The organism is Streptomyces sp. NPDC005775, assembly GCF_042871565.1.
In the GTDB taxonomy this organism is placed as follows: Bacteria; Actinomycetota; Actinomycetes; order Streptomycetales; family Streptomycetaceae; genus Streptomyces.
This window is the reverse complement of the sequence record NZ_JBIAIU010000004.1, coordinates 189,734-215,575: the sequence shown is the minus strand read 5'-3', so window position 1 is coordinate 215,575 and position 25,842 is coordinate 189,734. Positions and strand designations below refer to the sequence as shown.

The 25,842-nt window shown below is 69.2% G+C and carries 20 protein-coding genes and 2 tRNA genes; 9 read left to right on the top strand and 13 right to left on the bottom strand.

From position 1 onward, the window contains the following. Window positions 1-2: 2 nt before the first annotated feature. Together ACFYPA_RS11360 and ACFYPA_RS11355 are read right to left on the bottom strand one after the other, a co-directional pair. Complete coding sequence (locus tag ACFYPA_RS11360) at window positions 3-1,526, bottom strand: folylpolyglutamate synthase/dihydrofolate synthase family protein (RefSeq protein ID WP_359319563.1); 1,524 nt, start codon at window positions 1,524-1,526, stop codon at window positions 3-5. 114 nt (window positions 1,527-1,640) lie between these two features. Beyond that, window positions 1,641-4,262 carry a valine--tRNA ligase gene (locus ACFYPA_RS11355; protein ID WP_359085185.1) on the bottom strand — a complete coding sequence of 874 codons (2,622 nt, stop codon included), beginning with the start codon at window positions 4,260-4,262 and terminating at the stop codon, window positions 1,641-1,643. A 150-nt stretch (window positions 4,263-4,412) separates the two neighbouring features. On the opposite strand from ACFYPA_RS11355, the gene ACFYPA_RS11350 reads away from it, so the two are divergent. Then, window positions 4,413-5,390 carry a hypothetical protein gene (locus ACFYPA_RS11350; protein WP_389131253.1) on the top strand — a complete coding sequence of 326 codons (978 nt, stop codon included), beginning with the start codon at window positions 4,413-4,415 and terminating at the stop codon, window positions 5,388-5,390. Between the two features lie 1,155 nt (window positions 5,391-6,545). Here the strand turns inward: ACFYPA_RS11350 and clpX are convergent. The 5 genes from clpX to ACFYPA_RS11325 form a co-directional block, all read right to left on the bottom strand. Then, window positions 6,546-7,844, bottom strand: coding sequence for an ATP-dependent Clp protease ATP-binding subunit ClpX (gene clpX, locus ACFYPA_RS11345; RefSeq protein WP_359085187.1), 1,299 nt, complete (start codon window positions 7,842-7,844; stop codon window positions 6,546-6,548). A 157-nt stretch (window positions 7,845-8,001) separates the two neighbouring features. Further along, complete coding sequence (locus ACFYPA_RS11340; protein WP_306070064.1) at window positions 8,002-8,685, bottom strand: ATP-dependent Clp protease proteolytic subunit; 684 nt, start codon at window positions 8,683-8,685, stop codon at window positions 8,002-8,004. 80 nt (window positions 8,686-8,765) lie between these two features. Beyond that, the gene (locus tag ACFYPA_RS11335; protein WP_168713553.1) at window positions 8,766-9,371 is read right to left on the bottom strand and encodes an ATP-dependent Clp protease proteolytic subunit; all 606 of its coding nucleotides are present in this window, start codon (window positions 9,369-9,371) and stop codon (window positions 8,766-8,768) included. A 265-nt stretch (window positions 9,372-9,636) separates the two neighbouring features. After that, the gene (tig, locus tag ACFYPA_RS11330; protein WP_359085188.1) at window positions 9,637-11,025 is read right to left on the bottom strand and encodes a trigger factor; all 1,389 of its coding nucleotides are present in this window, start codon (window positions 11,023-11,025) and stop codon (window positions 9,637-9,639) included. 151 nt (window positions 11,026-11,176) lie between these two features. Beyond that, window positions 11,177-11,253 (bottom strand) — tRNA-Pro (locus ACFYPA_RS11325). A 165-nt stretch (window positions 11,254-11,418) separates the two neighbouring features. Here ACFYPA_RS11325 and ACFYPA_RS11320 point away from each other — a divergent pair. Continuing rightward, a tRNA-Gly gene (locus tag ACFYPA_RS11320) sits at window positions 11,419-11,492 on the top strand. A gap of 114 nt (window positions 11,493-11,606) precedes the next feature. On the opposite strand, the gene ACFYPA_RS11315 is transcribed toward ACFYPA_RS11320, so the two are convergent. Further along, the gene (locus tag ACFYPA_RS11315; RefSeq protein ID WP_359085189.1) at window positions 11,607-11,801 is read right to left on the bottom strand and encodes a hypothetical protein; all 195 of its coding nucleotides are present in this window, start codon (window positions 11,799-11,801) and stop codon (window positions 11,607-11,609) included. A 486-nt stretch (window positions 11,802-12,287) separates the two neighbouring features. On the opposite strand from ACFYPA_RS11315, the gene ACFYPA_RS11310 reads away from it, so the two are divergent. Next, window positions 12,288-13,436 carry an acyltransferase family protein gene (locus ACFYPA_RS11310; protein WP_359085190.1) on the top strand — a complete coding sequence of 383 codons (1,149 nt, stop codon included), beginning with the start codon at window positions 12,288-12,290 and terminating at the stop codon, window positions 13,434-13,436. A gap of 81 nt (window positions 13,437-13,517) precedes the next feature. Here ACFYPA_RS11310 and ACFYPA_RS11305 read toward each other — a convergent pair whose 3' ends face one another. Next, entirely contained in the window at window positions 13,518-14,003 is a 486-nt protein-coding gene (locus tag ACFYPA_RS11305; RefSeq protein WP_359085191.1) for an HD domain-containing protein, read from the bottom strand. Between the two features lie 161 nt (window positions 14,004-14,164). Here ACFYPA_RS11305 and ACFYPA_RS11300 point away from each other — a divergent pair, with 161 nt between their 5' ends. Beyond that, window positions 14,165-15,328 carry a cation:proton antiporter gene (locus ACFYPA_RS11300; protein WP_359085222.1) on the top strand — a complete coding sequence of 388 codons (1,164 nt, stop codon included), beginning with the start codon at window positions 14,165-14,167 and terminating at the stop codon, window positions 15,326-15,328. Window positions 15,329-15,378: 50 nt separating this feature from the next. On the opposite strand, the gene ACFYPA_RS11295 is transcribed toward ACFYPA_RS11300, so the two are convergent. Continuing rightward, the gene (locus ACFYPA_RS11295; RefSeq protein ID WP_359085192.1) at window positions 15,379-16,524 is read right to left on the bottom strand and encodes a PP2C family protein-serine/threonine phosphatase; all 1,146 of its coding nucleotides are present in this window, start codon (window positions 16,522-16,524) and stop codon (window positions 15,379-15,381) included. A 106-nt stretch (window positions 16,525-16,630) separates the two neighbouring features. On the opposite strand from ACFYPA_RS11295, the gene ACFYPA_RS11290 reads away from it, so the two are divergent. Continuing rightward, window positions 16,631-17,863 (top strand): GNAT family N-acetyltransferase, encoded by a 1,233-nt coding sequence (locus ACFYPA_RS11290; RefSeq protein WP_359319555.1) that lies wholly within the window; start codon window positions 16,631-16,633, stop codon window positions 17,861-17,863. 96 nt (window positions 17,864-17,959) lie between these two features. Here the strand turns inward: ACFYPA_RS11290 and ACFYPA_RS11285 are convergent, their stop codons facing one another. Together ACFYPA_RS11285 and ACFYPA_RS11280 are read right to left on the bottom strand one after the other, a co-directional pair. Next, on the bottom strand, window positions 17,960-18,769 hold the full coding sequence (locus ACFYPA_RS11285) for a DNA-formamidopyrimidine glycosylase family protein (protein WP_359319554.1): 810 nt from the start codon (window positions 18,767-18,769) through the stop codon (window positions 17,960-17,962). 83 nt (window positions 18,770-18,852) lie between these two features. Beyond that, window positions 18,853-19,341, bottom strand: a complete 489-nt coding sequence (locus ACFYPA_RS11280; protein WP_148018694.1) for a ribose-5-phosphate isomerase — start codon at window positions 19,339-19,341, stop codon at window positions 18,853-18,855. 231 nt (window positions 19,342-19,572) lie between these two features. On the opposite strand from ACFYPA_RS11280, the gene ACFYPA_RS11275 reads away from it, so the two are divergent. Both ACFYPA_RS11275 and ACFYPA_RS11270 read left to right on the top strand, forming a co-directional pair. Then, a complete protein-coding gene (locus ACFYPA_RS11275; RefSeq protein WP_359353578.1) occupies window positions 19,573-21,033 on the top strand; it encodes an amino acid permease in 1,461 nt (486 codons plus the stop codon). Between the two features lie 99 nt (window positions 21,034-21,132). After that, complete coding sequence (locus ACFYPA_RS11270; protein ID WP_359085196.1) at window positions 21,133-22,431, top strand: FAD-binding oxidoreductase; 1,299 nt, start codon at window positions 21,133-21,135, stop codon at window positions 22,429-22,431. On the opposite strand, the gene ACFYPA_RS11265 is transcribed toward ACFYPA_RS11270, so the two are convergent. Then, on the bottom strand, window positions 22,412-23,008 hold the full coding sequence (locus ACFYPA_RS11265) for a biotin transporter BioY (protein ID WP_359085197.1): 597 nt from the start codon (window positions 23,006-23,008) through the stop codon (window positions 22,412-22,414). The two genes, ACFYPA_RS11270 and ACFYPA_RS11265, sit on opposite strands and share 20 nt — an antisense overlap. A gap of 390 nt (window positions 23,009-23,398) precedes the next feature. Between ACFYPA_RS11265 and ACFYPA_RS11260 the strand changes: the two genes are divergently transcribed. Further along, the gene (locus ACFYPA_RS11260; protein WP_359085198.1) at window positions 23,399-24,820 is read left to right on the top strand and encodes an amino acid permease; all 1,422 of its coding nucleotides are present in this window, start codon (window positions 23,399-23,401) and stop codon (window positions 24,818-24,820) included. Window positions 24,821-25,021: 201 nt separating this feature from the next. After that, window positions 25,022-25,663 (top strand): superoxide dismutase, encoded by a 642-nt coding sequence (locus tag ACFYPA_RS11255; protein WP_326736190.1) that lies wholly within the window; start codon window positions 25,022-25,024, stop codon window positions 25,661-25,663. Window positions 25,664-25,842 lie beyond the last annotated feature (179 nt).

Genomic DNA, 25,842 nt, shown 5'->3' with positions numbered 1-25,842 from the left:
GGTCAGCCCCTTCCCAGAAGCAGCCGGGCCTCGCCGACCGTGATCACGGATCCGGTCACCAGCACCCCGGCGCCCGCGTACTCGTCCTCTTCCTCGGCGAGGGTGATCGCCGCCTCCAGCGCGTCGTCGAGCCGGGGTTCGACCTGCACCCGGTCGTTGCCGAAGACCTCGACGGCGACCGCCGCGAGCTCGTCGGCGTCCATCGCGCGTGCGCTGGAGTTCTGCGTGACGACGACCTCGGCGAAGATCGGCTCGAAGGCCTCCAGGAGGCCCCGCACGTCCTTGTCGGCGCTGGCGCCGACCACACCGATGAGCCGGGAGAAGCCGAACGCCTCGGAGAGCCCCTCGGCGCTCGCCAGGGCGCCCGCCGGGTTGTGCGCGGCGTCCAGGACGACGGTGGGGCTGGATCGGACCACTTCGAGGCGGCCCGGCGAGATCACCGAGGCGAAGGCCTTGCGGACGATGTCGGCGTCGAGCGATCCGGTCTGCTCGGCGCCGATGCCGAAGAACGCCTCGACCGCACAGAGCGCCACCACGGCGTTCCGCGCCTGGTGGGCGCCGTACAGCGGAAGGAAGACGTCTGTGTACTCGCCGCCGAGGCCGCGCAGGGTCAGCAGCTGGCCGCCGACCGCGATCTCGCGCGAGGCGACGCCGAACTCCATGCCCTCGCGGGCCACGGTGGCGTCGACCTCGACGGCCTTCTTCAGCATCACCTGAGCGGCGTCGACGGGCTGCTGGGAGAGGATGACCGTCGCGCCCTGCTTGATGATCCCGGCCTTCTCCCCCGCGATCTCGCCCCGCGTGGAGCCCAGCCGGTCGGTGTGGTCCAGCGAGATGGGGGTGACGACGGCGACCGTGGAGTCGATCACGTTGGTCGCGTCCCAGGTGCCGCCCATGCCGACCTCGACGACGGCGACATCGACCGGCGCGTCGGCGAAGGCCGCGTACGCCATGCCGGTGAGCACCTCGAAGAAGGAGAGGCGGTAGGGCTGCTGCGCGTCGACCATCTCGACGTACGGCTTGATGTCCTCGTAGGTCTCGACGAACCGCTCGGGGTCCATCGGGGAGCCGTCCAGGCTGATCCGCTCGGTGATCGACTGGACGTGCGGCGAGGTGTAGCGGCCGGTGCGCAGGTCGAACGCACCGAGCAGGGCCTCGATCATGCGGGCCGTGCTCGTCTTGCCGTTGGTTCCCGTGATGTGGATGGAGGGGTAGGCGCGCTGCGGCTCGCCGAGCACGTCCATCAGCGCGGCGATGCGCGTCACGGACGGCTCCAGCTTGGTCTCGCCCCAGCGCCCGGCGAGCTCCTGCTCCACCGCGCGCAGCGCCTTGTCCACCTCCGGGTCGGCGGGGCGGGTGGGGACTTCGTCGCCCGTCGGCGGTCCGGAGGCGGCGCGCAGCGTACGGCTGCCGGCCTCGATCACCGCCAGGTCGGGGTCGCGCTGGGTCGCTTCGTCGACGATCTCCGCGAAGGTCTCGTCGGAGTCGGACGCGTCGTGCCGGTCGGAAGGGCGGGGCTCACTCACGGGGCCAGTCTACGGACCGGCACGGACATCGCGCGCAGCGCCCGGCGACGGGGACACGGGGAGGCCCCCGTCCCCCTGGTGAAAGGGGTACGGGGGCCTCCCCGGGTTCCGGTCTCAGCCCTGCGGCAGGGCCTCGAGCTGACCGGCGATCCGCTCGATGTCGGCCTCGGCCTTGGCGAGCCTGCCGCGGATCTTGTCGACCACGTTGTCCGGGGCCTTGGCCAGGAACGCCTCGTTGCCGAGCTTGCCCGTGGCCTGCGCCTTCTCCTTCCGCGCCGCCTCCAGGTCCTTCGTGAGGCGCTTACGCTCGGCGTCGATGTCGATCGTGCCGGACAGGTCGAGGGCGACGGTGGCGCCCGCGACCGGCAGCGACGCGGTGGCGTGGAAGCCGTCCTGGGCGGGCTGCAGACGCAGCAGCTGGCGGATGGCCGCCTCGTGCGGGGCGAGCGCGGTCCCGGTCAGGGTGAGCTCGGCCGGAACCTTCTGGCCGGGCTGCAGGCCCTGGTCGGAGCGGAAGCGGCGGACCTCGGTGACGACCTGCTGGACGAGCTCGATCTCCTTCTCGGCCGCGTCGTCACGGAAGCCGCTGTCCTTCGGCCAGTCGGCGATGACGACGGACTCACGGCCGGTGAGCGCGGTCCAGAGGGTCTCGGTGACGAACGGGACGACCGGGTGCAGCAGGCGCAGCATCACGTCGAGGACCTCGCCGAGGACCCGGCCCGAGACCTCGGCCGGACGGCCGCCGCCGAAGAACGTGGTCTTGGACAGCTCGACGTACCAGTCGAAGACCTCGTCCCAGGCGAAGTGCCGGAGCGCCTCGCTGAGCTTGGAGAACTGGTAGTCGTCGTAGTACGCGTCGACTTCGGCGACCGTCTTGTTGAGGCGGGACAGGATCCAGCGGTCGGTCACCGACATCTCGTCGGCGGACGGCAGTTCGCCCTCGATCGTCGCGCCGTTCATCAGCGCGAAGCGGGTGGCGTTCCAGATCTTGTTGGAGAACTTGGCGGAACCCTGGACCCACTCCTCGCCGATCGGGACGTCGGTGCCGGGGTTGGCGCCGCGCGCGAGGGTGAAACGGAGCGCGTCGGAGCCGTACTTGTCCATCCAGTCCAGCGGGTTGACCACGTTGCCGTAGGACTTCGACATCTTCTTGCCGTGCTCGTCGCGGACCATGCCGTGCAGGACGATCGTCCCGAACGGCGGGACGCCGTCGTTGACGTACAGGCCGAACATCATCATCCGGGCGACCCAGAAGAAGAGGAGGTCGTAGCCGGTGACCATGACGGCGTTCGGGTAGAACTTCTCGAGGCTGCCGGTCCGTTCGGGCCAGCCCAGCGTGGAGAACGGCCACAGGCCGGAGGAGAACCAGGTGTCCAGGACATCGCTGTCCTGGGTCCAGCCCTCGCCGGTGGGCGCCTCGTCGTCCGGTCCGACGCAGACGACCTCGCCGTTCGGGCCGTACCAGACGGGGATGCGGTGGCCCCACCAGAGCTGGCGCGAGATGCACCAGTCGTGGAGGTTGTCGACCCAGTCGAAGTACCGCTTCTCCATCTCCTGCGGGTGGATCTTGACCTTGCCGTCGCGGACGGCGTCACCGGCCGCCTTGGCGAGCGATTCGACCTTGACCCACCACTGGAGGGACAGGCGCGGCTCGATGGTCGTCCTGCAGCGCGAGCAGTGCCCGACGGAGTGGACGTACGGGCGCTTCTCGGCGACGATCCGGCCGTCGGCGCGCAGGGCGGCGACGATGGCGGAGCGGGCCTCCAGGCGGTCCAGGCCCTGGAAGGGGCCGGGGGCGGTGATGACGGCGCGCTCGTCGAGGACCGAGAGGAACGGCAGGTCGTGGCGCTTGCCGATCTCGAAGTCGTTCGGGTCGTGCGCCGGGGTCACCTTGACGGCGCCGGTACCGAACTCGGGGTCGACGTGGTGGTCGGCGACGACCGGGATCGTACGGTCGGTCAGCGGCAGCTTGATCTGCTTGCCGACCAGGTGCTTGTAACGCTCGTCGTCGGGGTGGACGGCGACGGCGGTGTCACCGAGCATCGTCTCGGCGCGGGTGGTGGCGACGACGATGGTCTCGTCACCCTCGCCGTACCGCATGGAGACGAGCTCGCCGTCGTCCTCCTGGTAGTCGACCTCGATGTCGGAGATCGCCGTGAGACAGCGCGGGCACCAGTTGATGATGCGCTCGGCGCGGTAGATCAGCTCGTCGTCGTACATCCGCTTGAAGACGGTCTGGACGGCCTCGGACAGGCCCTCGTCCATGGTGAAGCGCTCGCGGGACCAGGCGACGCCCTCGCCGAGACGGCGCATCTGGCCGGAGATCTGGCCGCCGGACTCGTTCTTCCACTTCCAGACGCGCTCGACGAAGGCCTCACGGCCCAGGTCGTGGCGGGACTTGCCCTCCTTGGCGAGCTCCCGCTCGACGACGTTCTGGGTGGCGATGCCGGCGTGGTCCAGACCGGGTTGGTACAGCGCCTCGAACCCCTGCATCCGCTTGCGGCGGACGAGCGCGTCGATCAGCGTGTGCTCGAAGGCGTGCCCCAGGTGCAAGGACCCGGTGACGTTCGGCGGCGGGATGACGACGGAGTACGACGGCTTGCCGCTGTGCTCGTCGGCCTCGAAGTAACCGCGTTCTACCCAGCGCTCATACAGCTTCCCCTCCACCTCGGCCGGCGTGTACTGGGTCGGCAGTTCGGGGTTGCTGGCTGGCTGCTGCGCTGCGTTCTCGGTCACGTCGGACAGTTTAGGGCCGTCACAGGCCTGCACTGAAACCGGTTTGTTCAGTAACGGTGTGCCTCCCGGTGCCCCACGCCCGCAGGCCGTCCGTCAGGATGTTGGGAACGCATAAGCACGCATGGGCATGACGAACAGGGGACACCGCAGATGAGCTACAACCAGCCGGGCCCGTACGGTGACCAGCCGCCGCAGGGCCAGCCCGGTCCGTACGGCCAGCAGCCGGGCCCCTACGGCGGCCAGCCGCAGGGCCAGCCGCAGGGCCAGCCCGGCTACGGCTACCCGCAGCAGGCCCCCCAGGGCGTACCGCCCCAGCAGCAGCCCCCGCAGCCGGGCTACGGCTACCCGCAGGCCCAGCAGCCCGGCCCGTACGGCCAGCAGCCCCCCACTCCCCCGTACGGCGGCCAGCCGGCCTACGGCCAGCAGCCGGGCTTCCCGCCGGCCCAGCCGCCGAAGAAGAAGACGGGCCTGATCGTGGGTGCCGTCATCGTGGCGCTGGCGGTCATCGGCGGCGGCGTGTACTTCCTGACGTCGGGCGGCGGCGGCAGCTCCGTCGCGGACGACGGCAAGACCTACAAGCTGACGGCACCCGCGACGGTGCTCGATGGCAAGTACACGAAGTCAGCCGATCAGGGCGACAACTCCGAGATGTCGTCCAGCGACGTCGCGGAGGCCGAGAAATGGGGAGTGAAGAACCCCAAGGACGTCACCGGAAGCTACAAGACCGGTGACGGGCTCACTCAAAAGATGCTGCAGTTCAACGGGGTCTACGGAGACATCGCCGACCCCGAGAAGGTCGTCGACGCCATGTTCGCCAATGCCAAGGAAGAGGCGGGCAAGGACAAGGAGGACGGCGGCGAGTTCGTCGGCAGCCCGAAGACCTTCACCCCGGCCGGATTCGAGAACGGCGTCCTGAAGTGCCAGGAGGTCAAGTCCGAGGCAGGCAGCGGGGCCAGCGCCAAGTCGTTCACCATGCCTGTCTGCATCTGGGGTGACCACAGCACGCTCAGCCTCGTCCTGGACATGGACATGGCCTCTCTGATGACCGGCAAGGGCGGTGTGACGCTGGAAGAGGCAGCCAATACGGCGGCCAAGCTCCGCAACGACGTCCGCGTCGAGGTCAAGTAGCAGCCGGGCCACAGCAACAGGGGCGCCCCGTCGGCCGAACCGGTGGGGCGCCCCTTCACGTACGTATGAAACGAACCGCGGCTACGCAGACTTCTCCTGTCGCCCGTCGTCGTGCTTGCCGATCCATGTGCGAGTCGCGCAGGAAAGTGTTGAATTGCCGGGCAAGCCGTCACGGTCAGCGTATGGCAATTCATCCCGACTCCCCCTGCCGCACGACCCCCCACGCCCGCATTTCACCACAGGATGGACCTTCGTTAGAGAATGACGACAGGCGGGGCGGCAGCGACCGAATAGCCTCGCTTAGCTACGATCAGTTCCTATGCCTAGCAAGCTGGCAAGCTTCATTAACATGAGAGTTAGTGCTTATCAGTGCATCAAGTTGAATGAGGCACCATGGAGTTGTCACAAAGGTGTCATTACTACAGGCGGCCTTCACCTTCGCACCCACGACATAGCCCTTGCTCGCCAGGTATCTCTCACACTGCCACGCAGTAGCACTCGCAGTCTGAGCCGTCGCCAGCGGGATTAGCACGGCCGCTGCAGTTACCCCCACCGCCGTGAGCGTACGCTGCATCTTCGGAAACTTCACGATGACCTCCCATGGAAGATAAAAGCATAACAAATAAATAGGATCATTATTTGGGGTCAACGGGAGGGAGTCGCGGCTAAATTTGTCTCGATACCGTCCCTCATCATCGATAAATGGCGCGAAATGCAATCCCCACCGGCCCGCCCAGAACGCACTCCTAGTGCGTCAAGTCGCCCCTCGGGTAGCAGGCTACCCACCCCGGCCCGCTCGCCTTGCCCCCAGCAAGAGGGACACCGCCCGTCGCGCCGAATCAAATACAAAGAGCATCCGGATGTTGGACGAGGCTCACGCATATTGCGACACAGGCTGTCTTCGGTGGTGACCCCACCTCTTGGCGCCGTAACGCAGAACCGACCTGAAGGCGGTCCCGAGCCGACGTGATGGCTACTATCCGGACCCTCCTTGGTTAATACATGAATCCAGTCCAGGACATCTGCGAATAATTTGATTTCGCACGGACCGTCCACAACGAGAAATATGTGTCCCGGCTAGTGTTCGAGGTACGCGAAGGGGCGCCCCGCCGACTGAACCGGCGGGGCGCCCCTTCGCGTACGGAGGAACCGCGGCTACGCGGACTTCTCGTGCCGCCCCTCGTCGCCCTTGCCGATCGTCCGCGGCTCGCGCGGGACCAGCGTCGGGTTGACGTTGTTGCGGACCACGTCCGCCGTGATGACGACCCGGGCCACGTCCTTGCGGGACGGGACCTCGTACATCACCGACTGGAGGACCTCCTCCATGATCGCGCGCAGGCCGCGCGCGCCGGTCTGGCGCAGGATCGCCTGGTCCGCGATGGCCTCCAGCGCCTCGCGCTCGAAGTCCAGCTCCACACCGTCGAGTTCGAACAGCCGCTGGTACTGCTTCACCAGGGCGTTGCGCGGCTCGATGAGGATCTGGAGCAGCGCCTCGCGGTCCAGGTTGTGGACCGAGGTGAGGACCGGGAGGCGGCCGATGAACTCGGGGATCATCCCGAACTTCACCAGGTCCTCCGGCATGACCTCCTGGAACTGGTCGCTCGCCTGGATCTCCCGCTTGGAGCGGATCGTGGCGCCGAAGCCGATGCCCTTGGCGCCGGCCCGGGACTCGATGATCTTCTCAAGGCCGGAGAAGGCGCCGCCCACGATGAACAGCACGTTCGTCGTGTCGATCTGGATGAACTCCTGGTGGGGGTGCTTCCGGCCGCCCTGCGGCGGTACGGAGGCGGTGGTGCCCTCCAGGATCTTCAGCAGGGCCTGCTGGACGCCCTCGCCGGAGACATCGCGGGTGATCGACGGGTTCTCGCTCTTGCGGGCGACCTTGTCGATCTCGTCGATGTAGATGATCCCGGTCTCGGCCTTCTTGACGTCGTAGTCCGCGGCCTGGATCAGCTTCAGCAGGATGTTCTCGACGTCCTCGCCGACGTAGCCGGCCTCCGTCAGCGCCGTCGCGTCGGCGATGGCGAACGGCACGTTGAGCATGCGGGCCAGTGTCTGCGCGAGGAGTGTCTTGCCCGAGCCCGTGGGGCCGAGCAGCAGGATGTTGGACTTCGCGAGTTCGATCGCGTCGTCGCGGTTCGAACCGCCGCCGTTCTCTCCGGCCTGGACCCGCTTGTAGTGGTTGTACACAGCGACCGAGAGGGCCTTCTTCGCGGGCTCCTGCCCGACGACGTACCCCTCGAGGAACTCGTAGATCTCGCGAGGCTTGGGGAGTTCCTCCCACCGCACCTCGGAGGTCTCCGCGAGCTCCTCCTCGATGATCTCGTTGCAGAGATCGATGCACTCATCGCAGATGTACACACCGGGTCCCGCGATGAGCTTCTTCACCTGCTTCTGGCTCTTTCCGCAGAACGAGCACTTGAGCAGGTCGCCGCCATCACCGATGCGTGCCACGAGGTGCTTCCCCTTCGCCTGGGAGACGCCTGGTTCAGCGGCTCCTGGTGCCTCTATCCGACGGTACCTTGCCTGGGCCCCCGTTCGGGCCCCCCTTGGCACGGTTCACACGGCCGGGGCCGGGTGACCCTGCCGTACCAAGGGGTAAAGGCCGACGTCAGGCGGCCGCTCCGGCCGCGCTTTTGCGGGTCGCGACGATCTGGTCGACCAGGCCGTAGGCCAGGGCGTCATCGGCGGTCAGGATCTTGTCGCGCTCGATGTCGTCACGGATCTTCTCGATCGGCGTGGTGGAGTGCTTGGCCAGCAACTCCTCCAGCTGGGCCCGCATCCGCAGGATCTCGTTGGCCGCGATCTCCAGGTCGGAGAGCTGCTCACGGCCGGTCTGCGAGGACGGCTGGTGGATCAGGACGCGCGCGTTGGGCAGCGCCAGGCGCTTGCCCGGCGTTCCCGCGGCGAGCAGCACGGCCGCGGCGGAGGCCGCCTGGCCCATGCAGACCGTCTGGATGTCCGGCTTGACGAACTGCATCGTGTCGTAGATCGCGGTGAGCGCCGTGAACGAGCCGCCGGGGCTGTTGATGTAGATCGAGATGTCCCGGTCCGGGTCCATCGACTCCAGGCACAGCAGCTGCGCCATGACGTCGTTGGCGGAGGCGTCGTCGATCTGCACACCGAGGAAGATCACGCGCTCCTCGAAGAGCTTCGCGTACGGGTCGTACTCACGCACGCCCTGCGAGGTGCGCTCCACGAAGCGGGGGACGATGTAGCGGTTGTCCACCTGCGGGCCGGTGTAGAGGCCGTTAGCGGACGCGCCGGGGAAGTTGTTCATGTGGGTGTTCACCATCCTGGTGGCGTTCTGTGGCTGGGTGTCTCGGCGTACGAGAGAAAAGCGGTGCGGCGCGGCGCGATCCGGTACTGGCCGGATCAGGCGCCGGTGCCGCCGCCGCCCGGAACGCCCGATGCGACGGTGATGATCTCGTCGATGAGGCCGTACTCCTTGGCCTCTTCCGCGGTGTACCAGCGGTCGCGGTCGCCGTCGCGGATGATCGTCTCCACGGTCTGGCCGGAGTGGCGGGCGGTGATCTCCGCCATCCGCTGCTTGGTGCGCAGCAGGTACTGGGCCTGGATCTTGATGTCCGAGGCCGTACCGCCGATGCCGGCCGAGCCCTGGTGCATGAGGATGTCGGTGTTCGGGAGCGCGAAGCGCTTGCCGGCGGCGCCGCCGGTGAGCAGGAACTGGCCCATCGAGGCCGCCATGCCCATACCGATGGTGACGACGTCGTTCGGGATGTACTGCATGGTGTCGTAGACCGCCATGCCGGCCGTCACCGAGCCACCGGGGCTGTTGATGTAGAGGTAGATGTCCTTGTCCGGCTCCGCGGCAAGGAGAAGCAGCTGTGCGGTGATCTTGTTGGCGATGTCATCGTCGACCTGCTGACCGAGGAAGATGATGCGCTCGCCGAGCAGTCGGCTGTAGACCTGGTCACCGAGGCCTCCACCGAGGGACGGCTCTCCGGCGGCGTAGGGCATCAGATTCGTCACGTATCCACCTGCTCGTCTCTGACGGCTCCGGCCGTCTCAGCGTCTTCGTACCGGGTGGGCCGGGACTCCCCGACCCTTCCTCTTCATGGACCCTAACGCGCAGGTGGGACAACGCCATCCCGCTTCCGCAACTGTTCGCTGGGAGCGCAAGCTCCGCAGTCCGCACACGGGTTGTGGGGGGCCTGCGCCGATACGACGACGGGCTCCGGACGCGGTGGCGTCCGGAGCCCGTCGTGCGGGTTCAGCGCGAGGCTCAGGCCTCGGTCTTCTCCTCGGCGGCGGCCTCCGTGGTGCCCTCGGCACCCTCGGTGGTCTCCTCCGTCACGTCTTCGTCGTCCTCCAGCTCGACGACCTCACCGTTGGTGTCGACGACCTTGGCGGCCTCGACGACGACGGCGAGCGCCTTGCCGCGGGCGACCTCGCCGACGAGCATCGGCACCTGGCCGCCTTCGACGACGGCCTGGGCGAACTGGTCCGGGCTCATGCCGGAGGACTGCGCGCGCCGCATGAGGTGCTCGGTGAGCTCCTCCTGGTTGACGTTCAGCTTCTCCTTGTTGACGAGCTCGTCCAGGATGAACTGGGTCTTGATGCCCTTGACGGCCTGCTCGGACGTCTCGGCCTCGAACTCCTCGAGGGTCTTGCCCTGGATCTCCAGGTACTTCTCGAGGTCGAGACCCATCTGGCCGAGCTGGTGGTGCTCGAGGTTGTGCTTGCGGGTCTGGACCTCGTCCGCGAGCAGCTTCTCGGGGATCGGGACCTCGGCGAGCTTCAGCAGCTCCTCGAGGACGCGCTCCTGGGCCTGGGTGGCCTGCTCGTACTGCTTGGTCTCCTCGAGGCGCTTGCGGCTGTCCGCCTTCAGCTCGTCCAGCGTGTCGAACTCGCTGGACATCTGGGCGAACTCGTCGTCCAGCTCGGGGAGCTCACGGGCGGCGACGGCGGTGACCTTGACGGTGACCTCGGCGTCCTTGCCCTCGGCGGAGCCGCCCTTCAGCTGGGAGGTGAAGGTGGCCTCGCCACCCGCCTCCAGGCCGGTGACGGCGTCGTCGATGCCTTCGAGGAGCTCGCCGGAACCGATGGTGTACGAGACACCCTCGGCCACGCCGTCCTCGAGGACCTCGCCCTCGACCTTGGCCTGCAGGTCGATCGTCACGACGTCGCCCTCGGCGGCGGCACGCTCGACCGGGTTGGTCGAGGCGAAGCGCTCGCGCAGCTGCTCCACGGCCTTGTCGACGTCCTCGTCGCTGACCTCAAGCGCGTCGACGGTGACCTCGATGCCGGAGTAGTCCGGGATCTCGATCTCGGGGCGTACGTCAACCTCGGCGGTGAAGGACAGCAGCTCGCCGTCCTTCAGCTCCGTGATGTCGACCTCCGGCTGGCCGAGGACGTTGAGCTCACCCTCGTTGACGGCCTCGGTGTAGAACTTCGGGAGGGCGTCGTTGACGGCCTCCTCCAGCACTGCGCCACGGCCGAACCGCTGGTCGATGACCCGGTTGGGGATCTTGCCCTTGCGGAACCCCTTCACCGTGACCTGCTGGTTGATCTTCTTGTACGCCGCGTCGAGGCTGTCCTTGAGCTCCTCGAAGGGCACCTCGATGCTGAGCCGAACCCGGGTCGGGTTCAGGGTCTCCACGGCGCTCTTCACGGTTCGGTCTCCTTGGTGGCTGACTTCTTGGGGTTCTGCTCCACCGCACAGGAGGCGGCTTCGCGGACCGAGCCCGGTACATCAGACACACGGGCACGCATTTTGCATAGTAACGGCAAGGGGGAGAACTCCCACAATGCGATCTTGCCGGTGGTCGGGGTGGCCGGATTCGAACCGACGACCTTCCGCTCCCAAAGCGGACGCGCTACCAAGCTGCGCCACACCCCGTCGGTGCGACACGTAGGGTACATGCAGACGGGCGGTGCACCGGACGCTTTACGCGGGCCTCGCCGGACTCGACGCCGTTCGCCGCGATCGGGTGTGCGGGCAGCGCCCGCGACCCGCTACGATGCTTCTCGTGCCGCGGTCCCCGTGACCTGCGGTGCGCTGCATGCGGGCGTAGCTCAATGGTAGAGCCCTAGTCTTCCAAACTAGCTACGCGGGTTCGATTCCCGTCGCCCGCTCCATGCTTCGGGCCCGGCCCGGCGGTTCCCCTCGGGGATGTCCGCCGGACCGGGCCCTTCGCGTTTCCCGGGGCGCGGCCTGCGGGGCGGCGTGTCGCCGCCCCGCAGCCGCGGGCCTCAGAAACTGATCTGGTTGATGCTCTGCGCTATCGAGTCCATGAATCTCTGGATCGACGGCGCCATGCCGGTCGACGCCAGGAAGAAGCCGAAGAGCACCGCGACGAGCGCGGGTCCGGCCTTGATGGAGCCGCCTCGGATCAGGACCACCAGGATGATCGCCAAAAGAAGCACCACAGACAGCGAAATGGCCACGACTGCTCACACCCTCGGTCGGTCCGCCTTGCCGGCCCGGAGGCGTGCGGCCGCGCACTCCTCCGTTGTGCCCATCGTGCCACCAACTCGCCCGTGGTCGCTGCCAGGTGACGAATCAACCTGTCGATATCACGCCATCTTGCGCCCCCTGCGCCCCCTGTGCGCCGGGGACTTGACGGAGCCGGGCCGGTCGCCGGTCACGCGATCGTGGGGCGGCGCCGGCACGTCCACCAGCGGTCATCCCCTGCGCGAAGCAATTGCGACGGCGATCGTTTCGGCATCCACACAGTTTATCCACAGGGATTACCGACACCCGGGCGAGGCGTAATTCACTTTCCTCAACTGCCCACCGATATGCACCATTTAAGCGGGATTAACGCGGGCATAGTGGACAGGTTTCATTGGTTTGGCATTTCATCGGACGGGAACACCCGATATCCGACAGCGGTTTTACGAATGCCAATAGAGACGTCTAGGGTGCCTGAGATGTCCCACGCTCCGAACGCATTTCAGAGGGCCACGCTCCCACCGGCGACCCGGGAGTCGGAGCCCAGACCCCAAGCACCGGAGACGGCGGGGGGCGGACTCGCGGCGGCCCAGGAGCGGCCACCGCGGGCGGCTCCCACGAAGAGGCGTGACGCCTACTTCGACAACGCCAAGTACCTGGCCATCGTGCTGGTCGCGGTGGCCCACTCATGGGTGCCGGTCATGGACGGGAGCAGGGCCGCCCGCGCGCTGTACATGGTGACGTACACCTTCCACATGCCGGCCTTCATCATCATCTCCGGCTATTTCTCCCGCTCGTTCGACATGAGTCCGGCCAAGGTCAAACGGCTGGTGACGGGCGTCGCGGTGCCGTACGTGGTCTTCGAGACGGCGTACTCGCTGTTCCGGCGGTACGCGGACCAACCCGGCGCGCCGATCAGCCTGACCGAGCCCTGGTACCTCACCTGGTTCCTGGCCGCCCTGTTCGTCTGGCGGCTCACCACACCGCTGTGGCGCAATCTGCAGCATCCGCTGGCGGTCTCGCTCGTCATCGCCTGCCTCGCCTCGCTCGCCCCCGGCATCGGCAACGACCTCGACCTGCCCCGCGTGTTCCAGTTCCTGCCGTTCTTCGTGCTCGGCCTCCAACTCAAGCCAGAGCACTTCCAGTTGGTCCGCCGCCGCGAGGTGCGGAGGCTGGCCCTGCCACTGTTCGCGGTCGCGGTCCTCTTCGCCTACTGGGCCGCGCCCCGGATGGAGCTGGGCTGGTTCCTGCGCGACTCGGCCGCCCAGGACATGGGCGCACCCTGGTGGGCGGGCGCGGTGATGACGCTCGCGCTCTTCGGCTGCGCGACGCTGCTCACAGCCGCCTTCCTGTCCTTGGTCCCCCGGCGCCACACGTGGTTCACGGTGCTCGGGGCCGGGACGATCTGCGGCTACCTGCTGCACGGGTTCATGGTGAAGGGCGCCACGTACTCCGGCCTCTTCGACCGGAACGAGTGGCTGATCTCGCCGATCGGCCTGGTGCTGGTCACCGTCGTCGCCTCGGCCGGGGTGACGCTGCTGTGCACGCCGCCGGTGCAACGCGCCCTGCGGTGCGTGACCGAGCCGGACATGAACTGGGCCTTCCGGCGGGACTCCGGAAAGCTCTGAGAACGGGGCGACGCCGCCGCACACCCGCACCGGACACGTCGGAGCCCGGCCCGCTCACGGGCAGGGCTCCGACGTGTTGGCTCAATCCCGTTGCTCGACGGGCGATTGCGGGGTGGTGAGCCCGAGCAGGCCCCGTACCAGCGCATACTTCTCGCTCAGCCGGGTACGGGTGGCCGGGTCCAGGACCGCGAGGCGGGCCGGGTCGGCGTTGTGTGCGAGGTCGGCCTCCTTGATCAGCCGGGCGCCGGGCGTGTCCAGGATGCGCCGGGCGTACGCCGGCAGCTCCTCGCCGTCCCGCTTGGTGACGGCGAGCACCATGTCCTTGACCTGCGGCGGCAGGGCGGCATCGGCCAGCCACCGCTCCGACAGGGCGTCGTCCTCGACCGCGTCGTGCAGCCAGGCGGCGGCGATCTGCTCGTCGCTCCCGCCCCGGGCCCGCACCCCCTCGGCGACGGCCGCGAGGTGCTCGCCGTACGGCCTGCCCGCCTTGTCCCGCTGCGCGGCATGGGCCCGGCGGGCGACGGCCTCGACTTCGGCCAGGGTCAGCTGTGTTCGTGGTGCGGTCATGACCCGACCCTAGGGCGCGCCCCTCCCCTTCGTCGCGAGTCGGCCGGGGAGTCAGAGTTGCAGTGTCAATCGTTCGGTAAACTAATTACTGACGATTTCTTGACACTCTCTTGACCCGACGAAGGATCAAGCTCATCGGACACGCAGACACGCTCATCGCCATGGGCGGCGCCTTCCTCGCCGCCGCAGTCCTCGCCCGCGTCGGCAGCCGCATCGGACTGCCGACCATCCCGCTGTTCATCCTGGCCGGCATCCTGCTCGGCCCCCACACCCCCGGCATCGTTCTCGTCGCCGACCCGCACGACCTGGAGATGCTCTCCGCACTCGGTCTGGTGCTGCTGCTCTTCTACCTCGGCCTGGAATTCCACCTCGACGACCTCAAAGCGGGCGGCCGCAAGATGGCCCTCGCGGGCGGTGCCTACCTCGCCCTGAACGTCGGCGCAGGACTCGGCTTCGGCTTCGCGCTCGGCTGGGGCACCTCGGAGGCCCTGGTCCTCGCCGGGGTGCTCGGCATCTCGTCGTCGGCGATCGTCACCAAGGTCCTGGTGGACCTCGGCCGCATCGGCAATCCGGAGACCAAGCCGATCCTCGGCATCATCGTCGTCGAGGACGTGTTCCTCGCCCTGTACCTGGCGGCCCTCCAGCCCATTCTCTCGGGCGCCGACAGCCTCGCCGCGGCCGCGGTCGACGGTGGCAAGGCCTTCGGCTTCCTGCTGCTCCTCGCGCTGGCCGCCCGGTTCGGCACCAAGGTCATCGGCAAGCTCATCAACACCCGGGACGACGAACTGCTCGTCATCTCCTTCCTCGGCGCCGCTGTCCTGGTGGCCGGCATCTCGGAGTGGTTCGGGGTCGCGGACGCCATCGGCGCCTTCATGGTGGGCCTGATGCTCGGCAGCACCACCTCGGGGGAACGCATCCTCAAGCTGGTCCACCCGCTGCGCGACGCCTTCGGAGCGATCTTCTTCTTCGCGTTCGGCCTCTCCATCAACCCCGGCGATCTGCCGACCGTGCTGTGGCCGGTGCTGGCCGCCGTCGCGGTGACCCTCGCCATGAACGTCGTCGCGGGACTCGCCGCCGCAAAGGTGTACGCGTTCGGCCCGCAGGCCACGGCGAACATCTCCACGACCCTGGTGGCACGCGGTGAGTTCGCCCTGATCCTCGCCACGATGGCGGCGGGCGCGGGGCTCGACGAGCGGCTCTCCCCGTTCATCGCGGGCTATGTGCTCGTACTCGCGGTCCTGGCCCCCCTGGCCGCGGGCCGCTCACACTGGCTGGCCCGGTTCCTGCCCCGCGGGCGCGAGACGATTCCGCTCCCGATCCGGTGACGGGCATACCTGTGTTGACGTACGTCCGGTTCGAACCGGTTGTGCACGGTTCAGGATCTGCGTGACAGCAGCAGCAGTGCCCGGTCGTCGTTGACGTCCTTGGCGCAGGCCTCGATGAGATGCCAGGCCGCGCCCTCGAAGCCCGTGGTGACATAGCGGTCGGCCTCGCCCGTCAGCCGGTCGATGCCTTCCGCGATGTCCCGGTCCGAGGCCTCCACGAGCCCGTCGGTGAACAGCATCAGGACGTCGCCGGGCGCCAGATGCCCCTTGACGGCGTCGAACTCCGCCCCGTCGTACACACCGAGCAGCGGGCCCTCCGCCGCCTTCTCCTCCCACTGGCCGCTGCCGGCGTGGAGCTGGAGGGCGGGTGGATGGCCGGCCGAGAGGAGTTCGTAGTCACCCGAATCCAGGTCCAGCACCAGATGGATCGAGGTCGCGAATCCCTCGTCCCAGTCCTGCCGCAGAAGGTATCCGTTGGCCGCCGGCAGGAAGCCGTGCGGCGGCAGCGATCCGAGGAGCCCGCCGAAGGCGCCGGAGAGCAGCAGAGCCCGGGAGCCGGCGTCCATGCCCTTGCCGGAGACATCGGTGAGCACGGCCTCCAGCGTGCGGCCGCCGTTGGTGCGGGCCGCGACGACGAAGTCCCCGGAGAACGACTGGCCGCCGGCCGGGCGCAGCGACATCTCGCGGTGCCAGCCCTGCGGGAGGCGGGGCAGCGCGCTCTGGACCCGGATGCGTTCGCGCAGGTCGAAGAGCATGGTGCCGCCGCGCCGCCACGGCACGCCGACCCTGGCCCGGAACTGGGCGAGGATCAGGCCGAGGAACCCGCAGGCGGCGACCGTGAGCACGGTGCCGGGGGTGACCCGGCCCGGGCCGTCCTCGTACGGACCGAGCCAGAGGGCCTCCACGATCAGGGCCGCGGCGGCGGTGGCGTACAGACCGAGCAGGCTGGCGGGCCTCAGCAGCAGGCCGCCCGCGACGATCGGCAGGACGAGCACGGTCGGCGAGCACCACACCGGGTTGAGCAGGGTGCCGCAGGTGATCGCCGGAATGGTCAGCAGCAGCGCGGCCAGAGCGATCCAGTCCGAGCCGTCCCCCCGGAAGTAGTCGACCCCCGATTTGCGCAGCGTGGTGCGTACCCGGTGCGCCGATTTCCTCAATCGGGCCGGGTACGTCTCTGCTCCTGCGCGTCGGGCCATTGCGGGGACCTTATCCACCCTGCGGCCTCCGGTGCAGGGGGACCCCTGTGACCATTCGTTCGAAAACGGCTCGCCCGGCTCCGGGAAGCCCTGGTAGGCATGGCGTATGACTACAGAGCTCCGTGTATTGCGGCCGGCCGAATGGAACGAGTGGTTCGAGGCTCTGGAGCTCGCGTTCGGCGGGGACCCGGAGTCTCCCCTGCAGCGGGAGCTGGAGCAGGAGCTGACCGAGTGCGAGCGGTCGATCGGGGTCTGGGACGGCGACGACGTCGTCGCGACGGCGGGGGCGTTCAGCTTCCGGGTGGCCGTGCCCGGTGGGGCGCTGGTGCCGGCGGCCGGGGTCACGATGGTGAGCGTCGCGTCCACGCACCGCAGGCGCGGTCTACTGACGTCCATGATGCGCCGCCAGCTCGACGACGTGCGGGCGCTGGGTGAGCCGATCGCCGTGCTGACCGCGTCGGAACCCGCGATCTACGGCCGGTTCGGGTACGGGGCGGCGACCCGCCAGATGTCCCTGGCGATCGACACGGACCGGGTGCGGCTGGCCGTGCCGGAGGGCACGGACGGGGTCCGGCTGCGGTACGCGAAGAAGGACGAGGCGGTCGCGGCGTGCGAGAGCGTGTACGCGCGGCTGGTGGCGGGGCGTCCCGGCACCCCGGCCCACGGCCCCGGCTGGGAGCGCAAGCCGCTGGTCGATCCGGTGAGTGCGCGCCGGGGCGGCTCGGTGCTGCAGTGCCTGCTGGCGGAGCGGGACGGCGAGATCGTCGGCTACACGAACTACCACCTCAAGCCGGAATGGGACACGGCGGGGCCCAAGGGGCGCGTCCTGGTGAGTGATCTGGCGGCGCTGGACCCGGCGGCGTACGCGGCGCTGTGGTGGTTCCTGTTCGGGATCGACCTGACGTCGACGGTCGAGGCGCGGAACCGGCCGGTGGACGACGCGGTGCTGCACCTGGTGTCGGATGTGCGGCGGTGCGACATCCGGCAGCGTGACTCGCTCCATGTGCGGCTGGTGGACGTCGGCGCGGCGCTGGAGGCGCGGGCCTACCGGGGGCCGCTGGACGTGGTGTTCGAGGTCGAGGACGCGTTCTGCCCCTGGAACGCCGGGCGTTGGAGGCTCACTGCCGACGCGAAGGGCGGCGCGTCGTGCAAGCGGACCCAGGACGCGGCGGATCTGGCGCTTTCGGTACGGGAGTTGGGCTCCGCGTATCTGGGTGGTGAGGCGTTGAGCTCGCTGGCGCTGGCCGGCCGGGTGCGGGAGCTGCGGCCCGGAGCGGTGGCGGAGGCGTCGTCGGCGTTCCTGTCCGACGTGGCGCCGTGGCTGCCGCGCGGGTTCTAGACGGGGAGGGCTACGTCCGGCGACGGGCCTTGTCCTCAATCGCCGGGCGGGCTGGATGTGCCGGGCGGGCTGGATGTGCCGGACGGCCTTGCCGCGTCAGCGGGACTGGCAGCCCGGGCACCAGAACAGGTTGCGGGCCGCCAGGTCCGCCGTGCGGATCTCCGTACCGCAGATGTGGCAGGCCTGGCGGGCGCGGCGGTAGACGTACACCTCGCCGCCGTGGTCGTCCACACGCGGCGGGCGGCCCATCGCCCCGGGCAGGTGCTCGGGGCGCACGGTGTCGATGCGGTTGTTCCGTACGCCCTCGCGCATCAGCGCGCCCAGGTCCGTCCAGATCGCGTCCCACTCGCGGCGGGTGAGGTCCCTGCCCGCCCGGTAGGGGTCGATGCCGTGCCGGAACAGCACCTCCGCGCGGTACACGTTGCCCACGCCCGCGACGACCTTCTGGTCCATCAGCAGGGCGGCCACGGTGATCCGGCTGCGGGAGATCCGCTGCCAGGCCCGCTCCCCGTCGTCGGCGGGGCGCAGCGGGTCGGGGCCGAGGCGGTCGTGTATCGCCCGCTTCTCGGCGTCGGTGATCAGGGCGCAGGTGGTGGGGCCGCGCAGGTCCGCGTGGTGTGCGTCGTTCAGGAGGCGCAGGCGGACCGTGTCGGTGGGCGGCGGGGCCGGGACCGTACCGAATCCGAGCTTGCCGAAGAGGCCGAGGTGGATGTGGACCCAGCCGGTGTCCTCGAAGCCGAGGAAGAGGTGTTTGCCGTGGGCGTCCGCGCCGTCCAGTACCCGGCCGTCGAGCAGGGCGGCGCTGTCGGAGAACTTTCCCTGCGGGCTGCTCACCCGTGCGGGCCGTCCGGCGAAGCGGTCCCGGTGGTCGTCCGCGAGGCGGTGGATGGTGTGTCCCTCGGGCACGGCTGCGGTTCTCCTCGGTGCGGCGCGGGCGGACATGGCTGTGCCGCCGGGGGCACCGGCGGCACGGTTCAGGACAGGGGCGGTCAGCCCTGCTGCGGGTGGTGGGCCGGGATCGGGGGGAGCTCGCCGGTGTTCTCGTACGCCGTGAGCATCTCGATGCGGCGGGTGTGCCGCTCCTCGCCCGAGTACGGGGTGGAGAGGAAGATCTCGACGAACTTGGTGGACTCCTCGGCGGTGTGCATCCGGCCGCCGATGGAGATCACGTTGGCGTTGTTGTGCTCGCGGCCCAGCGCGGCGGTCTGCTCGCTCCAGGCGAGTGCGGCGCGGACGCCCTTGACCTTGTTCGCGGCCATCTGCTCACCGTTGCCGGAGCCGCCGATCACGATGCCGAGGCTGTCCGGGTCCGCGGCCGTCTTCTCTGCGGCACGCAGGCAGAACGGCGGGTAGTCGTCCTGGGCGTCGTAGATGTGGGGACCGCAGTCGACGACTTCGTGGCCCTGTGCCTTGAGCCACTCGACGAGGTGGTTCTTGAGTTCGTAACCGGCATGGTCGGATCCGAGGTACACGCGCATGGGAGGAGTGTGGCACGAGCTACGCCGGGTAACCGACGACGGGGTGCGGTGTGGCCCCGATGTGCGGGCCCGGTGTGTGCGATGCCACTGAGGCAACGATCCGGTCAAGGAACCGGAGGGAAGGGTTCCGCTTTCGGGGTGCGCCGGGCTTCAATGCATCGCTTGCCGCTCCGCCACCGCGGTGCGGCGGGCCACGCAACCGAGTGATCCGGAAACGTAAGGATTCGATCCATGACGTCGCAGACGACTCTGGCAGGGCCGGGCCACGAGCCCGACGGGCCGGACCGTTCGGACCGGACGGAGTCCGGGGACGGACTCCAGGCCGGCCTCAAGAACCGTCACCTCTCGATGATCGCGATCGGCGGTGTGATCGGCGCGGGCCTGTTCGTGGGCTCCGGGGCCGGCATCGCCGCCGCCGGACCGGCCATCCTGCTGTCGTACGCCCTGGTCGGCCTGATGGTCGTCTTCGTGATGCGGATGCTCGGCGAGATGGCGGCCGCCCGCCCCGCCTCGGGCTCCTTCTCCACCTACGCCGACCAGGCGCTGGGCCGCTGGGCCGGGTTCTCGATCGGCTGGCTGTACTGGTTCTTCTGGGTCGTGGTGCTCGCCGTCGAGGCGACGGCGGGTGCCAAGATCCTGGAGAACTGGGTGCCGGGCGTGCCCCAGTGGGGCTGGGCACTGATCGTGATGCTGGTCCTGACCGCGACGAACCTGGTGTCCGTCGGTTCGTACGGCGAGTTCGAGTTCTGGTTCGCCGGCATCAAGGTCGTCGCGATCGGCGCCTTCGTGATCGTCGGCCTGCTCGCAGTCTTCGGTGTGCTGCCCGGATCGGACCACGCCGGATCCGGACTGGCCCACCTCACCGACACCGGCGGCTTCTTCCCCGAGGGCCCGGGCGCCATCCTCACCGGGGTGCTGATGGTCGTCTTCTCCTTCATGGGCAGCGAGATCGTGACCCTGGCGGCCGGCGAGTCGGAGAACCCGCAGCGCGCCGTCCAGAAGGCCACCAACAGCGTCATCTGGCGGATCGCCGTCTTCTACCTGGGCTCGATCTTCATCGTGCTGACGCTCCTGCCGTGGAACGACCCGTCGATCCTGGAGAAGGGCAGTTACGTCGCGGCGCTCGACGTCATCGGCATCCCCCACGCCGGCCAGGTGATGGACGTCATCGTGCTGACGGCCGTGCTCTCCTGCCTCAACTCCGGCCTCTACACGGCCTCCCGGATGGCGTTCTCGCTCGGCGGCCGCGGGGACGCCCCCAAGGCGTTCGCCCGGACCAACAAGCGGGGCGTGCCGCAGGCGGCGATCCTCTCGTCCGTCGTCTTCGGCTTCGTCGCCGTCTTCTTCAACTACCAGTGGCCCGACACCGTCTTCGCGTTCCTCCTGAACTCGTCCGGCGCGGTCGCCCTCTTCGTCTGGCTGGTCATCTGCTTCACGCAGCTGCGGATGCGCGGCATCATCCTGCGCGAGTCGCCCGAGAAGCTGGTCGTACGGATGTGGCTCTTCCCGTACCTGACCTGGGCGACCATCGCGATGATCTCTTTCGTGCTGGTCTACATGCTGACCGACGACGCCGGGCGCGAGCAGGTGCTGCTCTCGCTGCTGGTCGCGGTGCTGGTGGTGGCCGTCTCGCTGGTGCGTGAGGCGCGTAGGCGCCGGAGCGGAGCGCCGGCCGTGACCGTCGAGAAGTGATCATCCATACCTGACGGTCGTTGTCAGGTATACCGGGGAGGCTCTCCGTCGCAAGCGCGCGAGCAAGCGCGTCGAGCGAGCGACTGGAGAGCCTCCGCCATGACTGCCGTTCCCACCGGTTACCAGACCGGATTCGCGATCCGCCCGGACCTCGTCGTCGAGGCCGCCGACGCCGAGGACGTACGCACCGCGGTGGCCCGGGCCGCCCGGGACGGGCTGCGGGTGGGCGTCCACGCCACGGGCCACGGGCTGGCCGGGCCCGTCGAGGGCGGCGTCCTGATCAGCACCCGCCGAATGGACTCGGTCGTGGTCGACCCGGTCGCCCGCACCGCCCGGATCGGCGCGGGCGTCACCTGGGGCCAGGTGATCGAGGCCGCCGCCCCGCACGGACTCGCCCCGCTGAACGGCTCCTCCCCCGGGGTCGGCGCCGTCTCGTACACGCTCGGCGGCGGGCTGGGCGTGCTGGCCCGGGAGTTCGGGTACGCCGCCGACCTGGTCCGCTCGTTCGACGTGGTGACCGGGGACGGTGTGCCGCGCCAGGTCACCGCCGGGGACGAGCCCGAGTTGTTCTGGGGGCTGCGCGGCGGCGGGCACCGGCTGGGCGTGGTCACCGCGATGGAGACCGGTCTGGTCCCGGTGGCCCGGCTGTACGGCGGGTCGGTCGCCTTCGACGGGGACGGGGAGGCCGGTGCGCAGGTGCTCCGGCGCTACCTGGAGTGGACCCGGACCGTGCCCGTATCGCTGACCTCCTCGGTCGGCGCACTCGTGTACCCGGACATCCCGCAGGTGCCGCGGGAGCTGCGCGGCCGGTACGTGGTCTCGGTACGGGTCGCGTACACCGGCCCGGCGGCCGAGGGTGAACGCCTCGTCGCGCCGCTGCGGGCGATCGGCCCGGTACTGGCGGACTCGCTGCGGGAGATGCCGTACACCGACAGCCACACCATCCACAGCGATCCGCCGTTCCCGCACGCCTACTACGGGGACGGGCTGATGCTGAGCGGGATCGATCCCGGGCGGGCCGCCCGGGTGCTGGAACTGACCGGGCGGAAGGCGCCCATGATGACCGTGGTGCAGCTCAACCACCTGGGCGGCGCCCTGGCCACCGCACCGGAGCCGGACAGCGCGGTGCCCCACCGGGGGGCCGGCTTCCTGCTGCGGCTGCTGTCGCCGCTCGACGGTACGGACGTGGCGTCGGTCCGGGCGCTGTACGAGGAGGTGGCGGCGGTCCTGGGACCGCTGGTCGTCGGCCGTTCGCTGAACTTCTCCTTCGGCGGCGGGGACCGCACCGGGGGCTTCCACGATCCGGGGACGCACAAGAGGCTCGCCGGTCTGGTGTCGCGATACGACCCGGCGAGCCTCTTCGGAGGGAGCTACGGCATCAGCCGCGACGGCCGATGAGCTTCCAGGACGCGGGCAGCGCGCCCATGGCGAGCACGGCCTTCAGCGCGTCGCCGAGCAGGAACGGCGTCAGGCCGGCCGCGATCGCGGCGCTCGCCGACATGCCGGTGGACAGCGCCAGGTAGGGCACGCCGACCGCGTAGATGATCGCCGAGCCGAGCACCATCGTGCCCGCGGTGCGCAGCACGGAGCGGTCGCCGCCGCGGCGGGCCAGGCCGCCGACCACGGTGGCGGCGAGCAGCATGCCGAGCACGTAGCCGAAGGACGCGCCGCCCGCGCCGGAGCTGCCGGCCGAGAACCACGGCATGCCGGCCATGCCGACGAGCGCGTACACGGCGAGCGCGAGGAAGCCGCGGCGGGCGCCGAGCGCGGTGCCGACCAGGAGCGCGGCGAAGGTCTGACCGGTGACCGGGACCGGGGAGCCGGGGACCGGGACGGCGATCTGCGCCGCTATGCCGGTCAGCGCGGCACCGCCGAGTACCAGGGCGGTGTCCACGGCGTAGCGGTGCCGGACGGCGGGCAGCAGGTCGGCGAGGACCGCTCCGGTGCGGACGGGGGCGGCGGCAGCAGTGCTCATCGGGACTCCGCGGGGTGAGGGCAGGTGGGGACAGACTGGGGCTGACGTTAGCCGACGGAGTACGGCCGGATCACCATCAGTGGCCCACAAAGGGACGGTTGAGGGATTGGTGGGGTTCGCACAAACGAGGGCACGCAATCTCGCCGGGGCGTGATGCTCGTCACGGAGGTGGGGGCGGATACCGCGGCCACCGATCGGGAAGCCTTTCGACGTGGGGACTGTGAATTCCCTCTAAAACGACGGTCCGTGACGGAGCGGGACCCCGCGCGGCCGGGTGTGCGCGGTGTGTGAGCCTGGTGCCCGTATAGCGGACGGCCGTTCCCCGTGAGCGGGGCACGTGTTCAGACTGGAGACTCGTCCCCCGTCTCACCGACCGAACAGAGCTCGTCCATGCCTCGGACCTCCGCGCCTCCCCCCACAGGCTCTCCGGCCGTCGCCTCCGACAGCGGAAGCGAATCGGCCCTCACCCAAGGACTCAAGCAGCGCCACCTGTCGATGATCGCCCTCGGCGGTGTCATCGGCGCCGGTCTGTTCGTCGGCTCCGGCGCGGGCATCGCCGCCGCGGGGCCGTCGATCGTCATCGCCTACGCGGTCTCCGGACTGCTGGTCATGCTGGTGATGCGCATGCTCGGCGAGATGTCGGCGGCCAACCCGGCCTCCGGTTCGTTCTCCGTGCACGCCGAGCGGGCGATCGGACCGTGGGCGGGCTTCACGGCGGGCTGGGCGTTCTGGGTGCTGCTCTGCGTCGCCGTGGGCCTGGAGGGCATCGGCGCCGCGCAGATCATCAGCGGCTGGCTGCCCGGCACTCCGGAGTGGGCCTGGGTGGCGCTGTTCATGGTGGTGTTCCTGGGGACGAACCTGGCCTCGGTGACGAAGTTCGGCGAGTTCGAGTTCTGGTTCGCGGCGCTCAAGGTCGCCGCGATCACGTTGTTCCTGGTGCTGGGCGTCCTGGCGATCCTCGGCGTGCTCCCGGGCACGGACGCCCCGGGCACGGCCAACCTCAGCGGCGAGGGCGGCTTCATGCCGAACGGCTCCGAGGGCCTGGTCATCGGGCTGCTCGCCTCCGTCTTCGCGTACGGCGGCCTGGAGACGGTCACGATCGCCGCGGCGGAGTCCGAGAACCCGGTGCGGGGGGTCGCGAAGGCCGTGCGGACGGCGATGTGGCGGATCGCGCTGTTCTACGTCGGCTCGATGGCGGTCATCGTCACGCTGGTGCCGTGGGACGACGCGGAGGTGGTGGAGGTGGGCCCGTTCTACGCGGCCCTGGACCACCTCGGCATCAGCGGTGCGGCGGAGATCATGAACGTGGTCATCCTGGTGGCGCTGCTCTCGGCGATGAACGCCAACATCTACGGCGCCTCGCGCATGGCCTGCTCGCTGGTCGCGCGCGGCCAGGGCCCGAAGCGGCTCGGCCGGGTCACCTCGGGCGTGCCGCGCACGGCGGTCCTGGTCTCGTCGGTGTTCGGCTTCCTGTGCGTGCTGCTCAGCTACTGGCGCCCGGACGACGTGTTCCCGTGGCTGCTCAACATGATCGGCGCGGTGATCCTGGTCGTGTGGATCTTCATCGCGGTCTCCCAGCTGATCCTGCGCACCCGGCTGGAGCGCGAGGCGCCCGGGAAGCTGGTGGTGCGGATGTGGCTGTTCCCGGGCCTGACGGTGGTGGCGCTCCTGGCCATGGCCGGCATCTTCCTCCTGATGCTCCGCCAGCCCGACACCCGTGACCAGCTGCTGGCCACGGGCGCGCTGACGGTGGTCCTGATCGTGATCGGCGTCGTACGGCAGCGGCGCGCCGCGCCGGCACCGAGCGAGTAACCCCCGGTACGCGAAGACGCCGGGCGGGCCCGAGGGATCGGGCCCGCCCGGCGTTTTCGTGCGCGCCGGGAGTCTGCGCGCGGCGTTGATCCTCGGTGGTCCTACGCCGAATGGCCGATCACACCCCGCCCCTTCCTGCTGTTAGCCTGCTCTTGCATATATGTTGCAATAACAACTGTTCAGCAGCTGGAGGGTTCGACCATGGCCACGTACACGCTCCCGGAACTCCCGTACGACTACGCGGCGCTCGAACCGGTCATCAATCCGCAGATCATCGAGCTCCACCACGACAAGCACCACGCGGCGTACGTGAAGGGCGCGAACGACACCCTGGAGCAGCTGGCGGAGGCACGGGACAAGGAGGCCTGGGGAGCGGTCAACGGGCTCCAGAAGAGCCTCGCGTTCCACCTCTCCGGCCACATCCTGCACTCGATCTACTGGCACAACATGACCGGCGACGGCGGCGGCGAGCCCCTCGCCGCGGACGGTGTGGGTGACCTCGCGGACGCGATCACCGACTCGTTCGGCTCCTTCGCGGGCTTCAAGTCCCAGCTGACGAAGGCCGCGGCCACCACGCAGGGCTCCGGCTGGGGCGTCCTCGCGTACGAGCCGGTCAGCGGCAAGCTGATCGTCGAGCAGGTCTACGACCACCAGGGCAACGTGGGCCAGGGCTCGGTCCCCGTCCTGGTCTTCGACGCCTGGGAGCACGCCTTCTACCTCCAGTACAAGAACCAGAAGGTCGACTTCATCGAGGCGATGTGGCGCGTCGTCAACTGGCAGGACGTCGCCAAGCGTTACGCGGCCGCCAAGGAGCGGGCGGACGTGCTGCTGCTCGCGCCCTGACCGCCGGGCCGGAAGACACGGCGCGCCGAGAACGTCCTGCCTCGTGATCGTCTTCTCAACCGTCGCCGGGCAGGCGGATGAAGGAAGGCCCCCCGCGAGGACATGACTCGCGGGGGGCCTTCTGTATAACGGGGCGGCCCGGCATCGGGCCTCCGAGGGACGGCATGGGGATACGCACG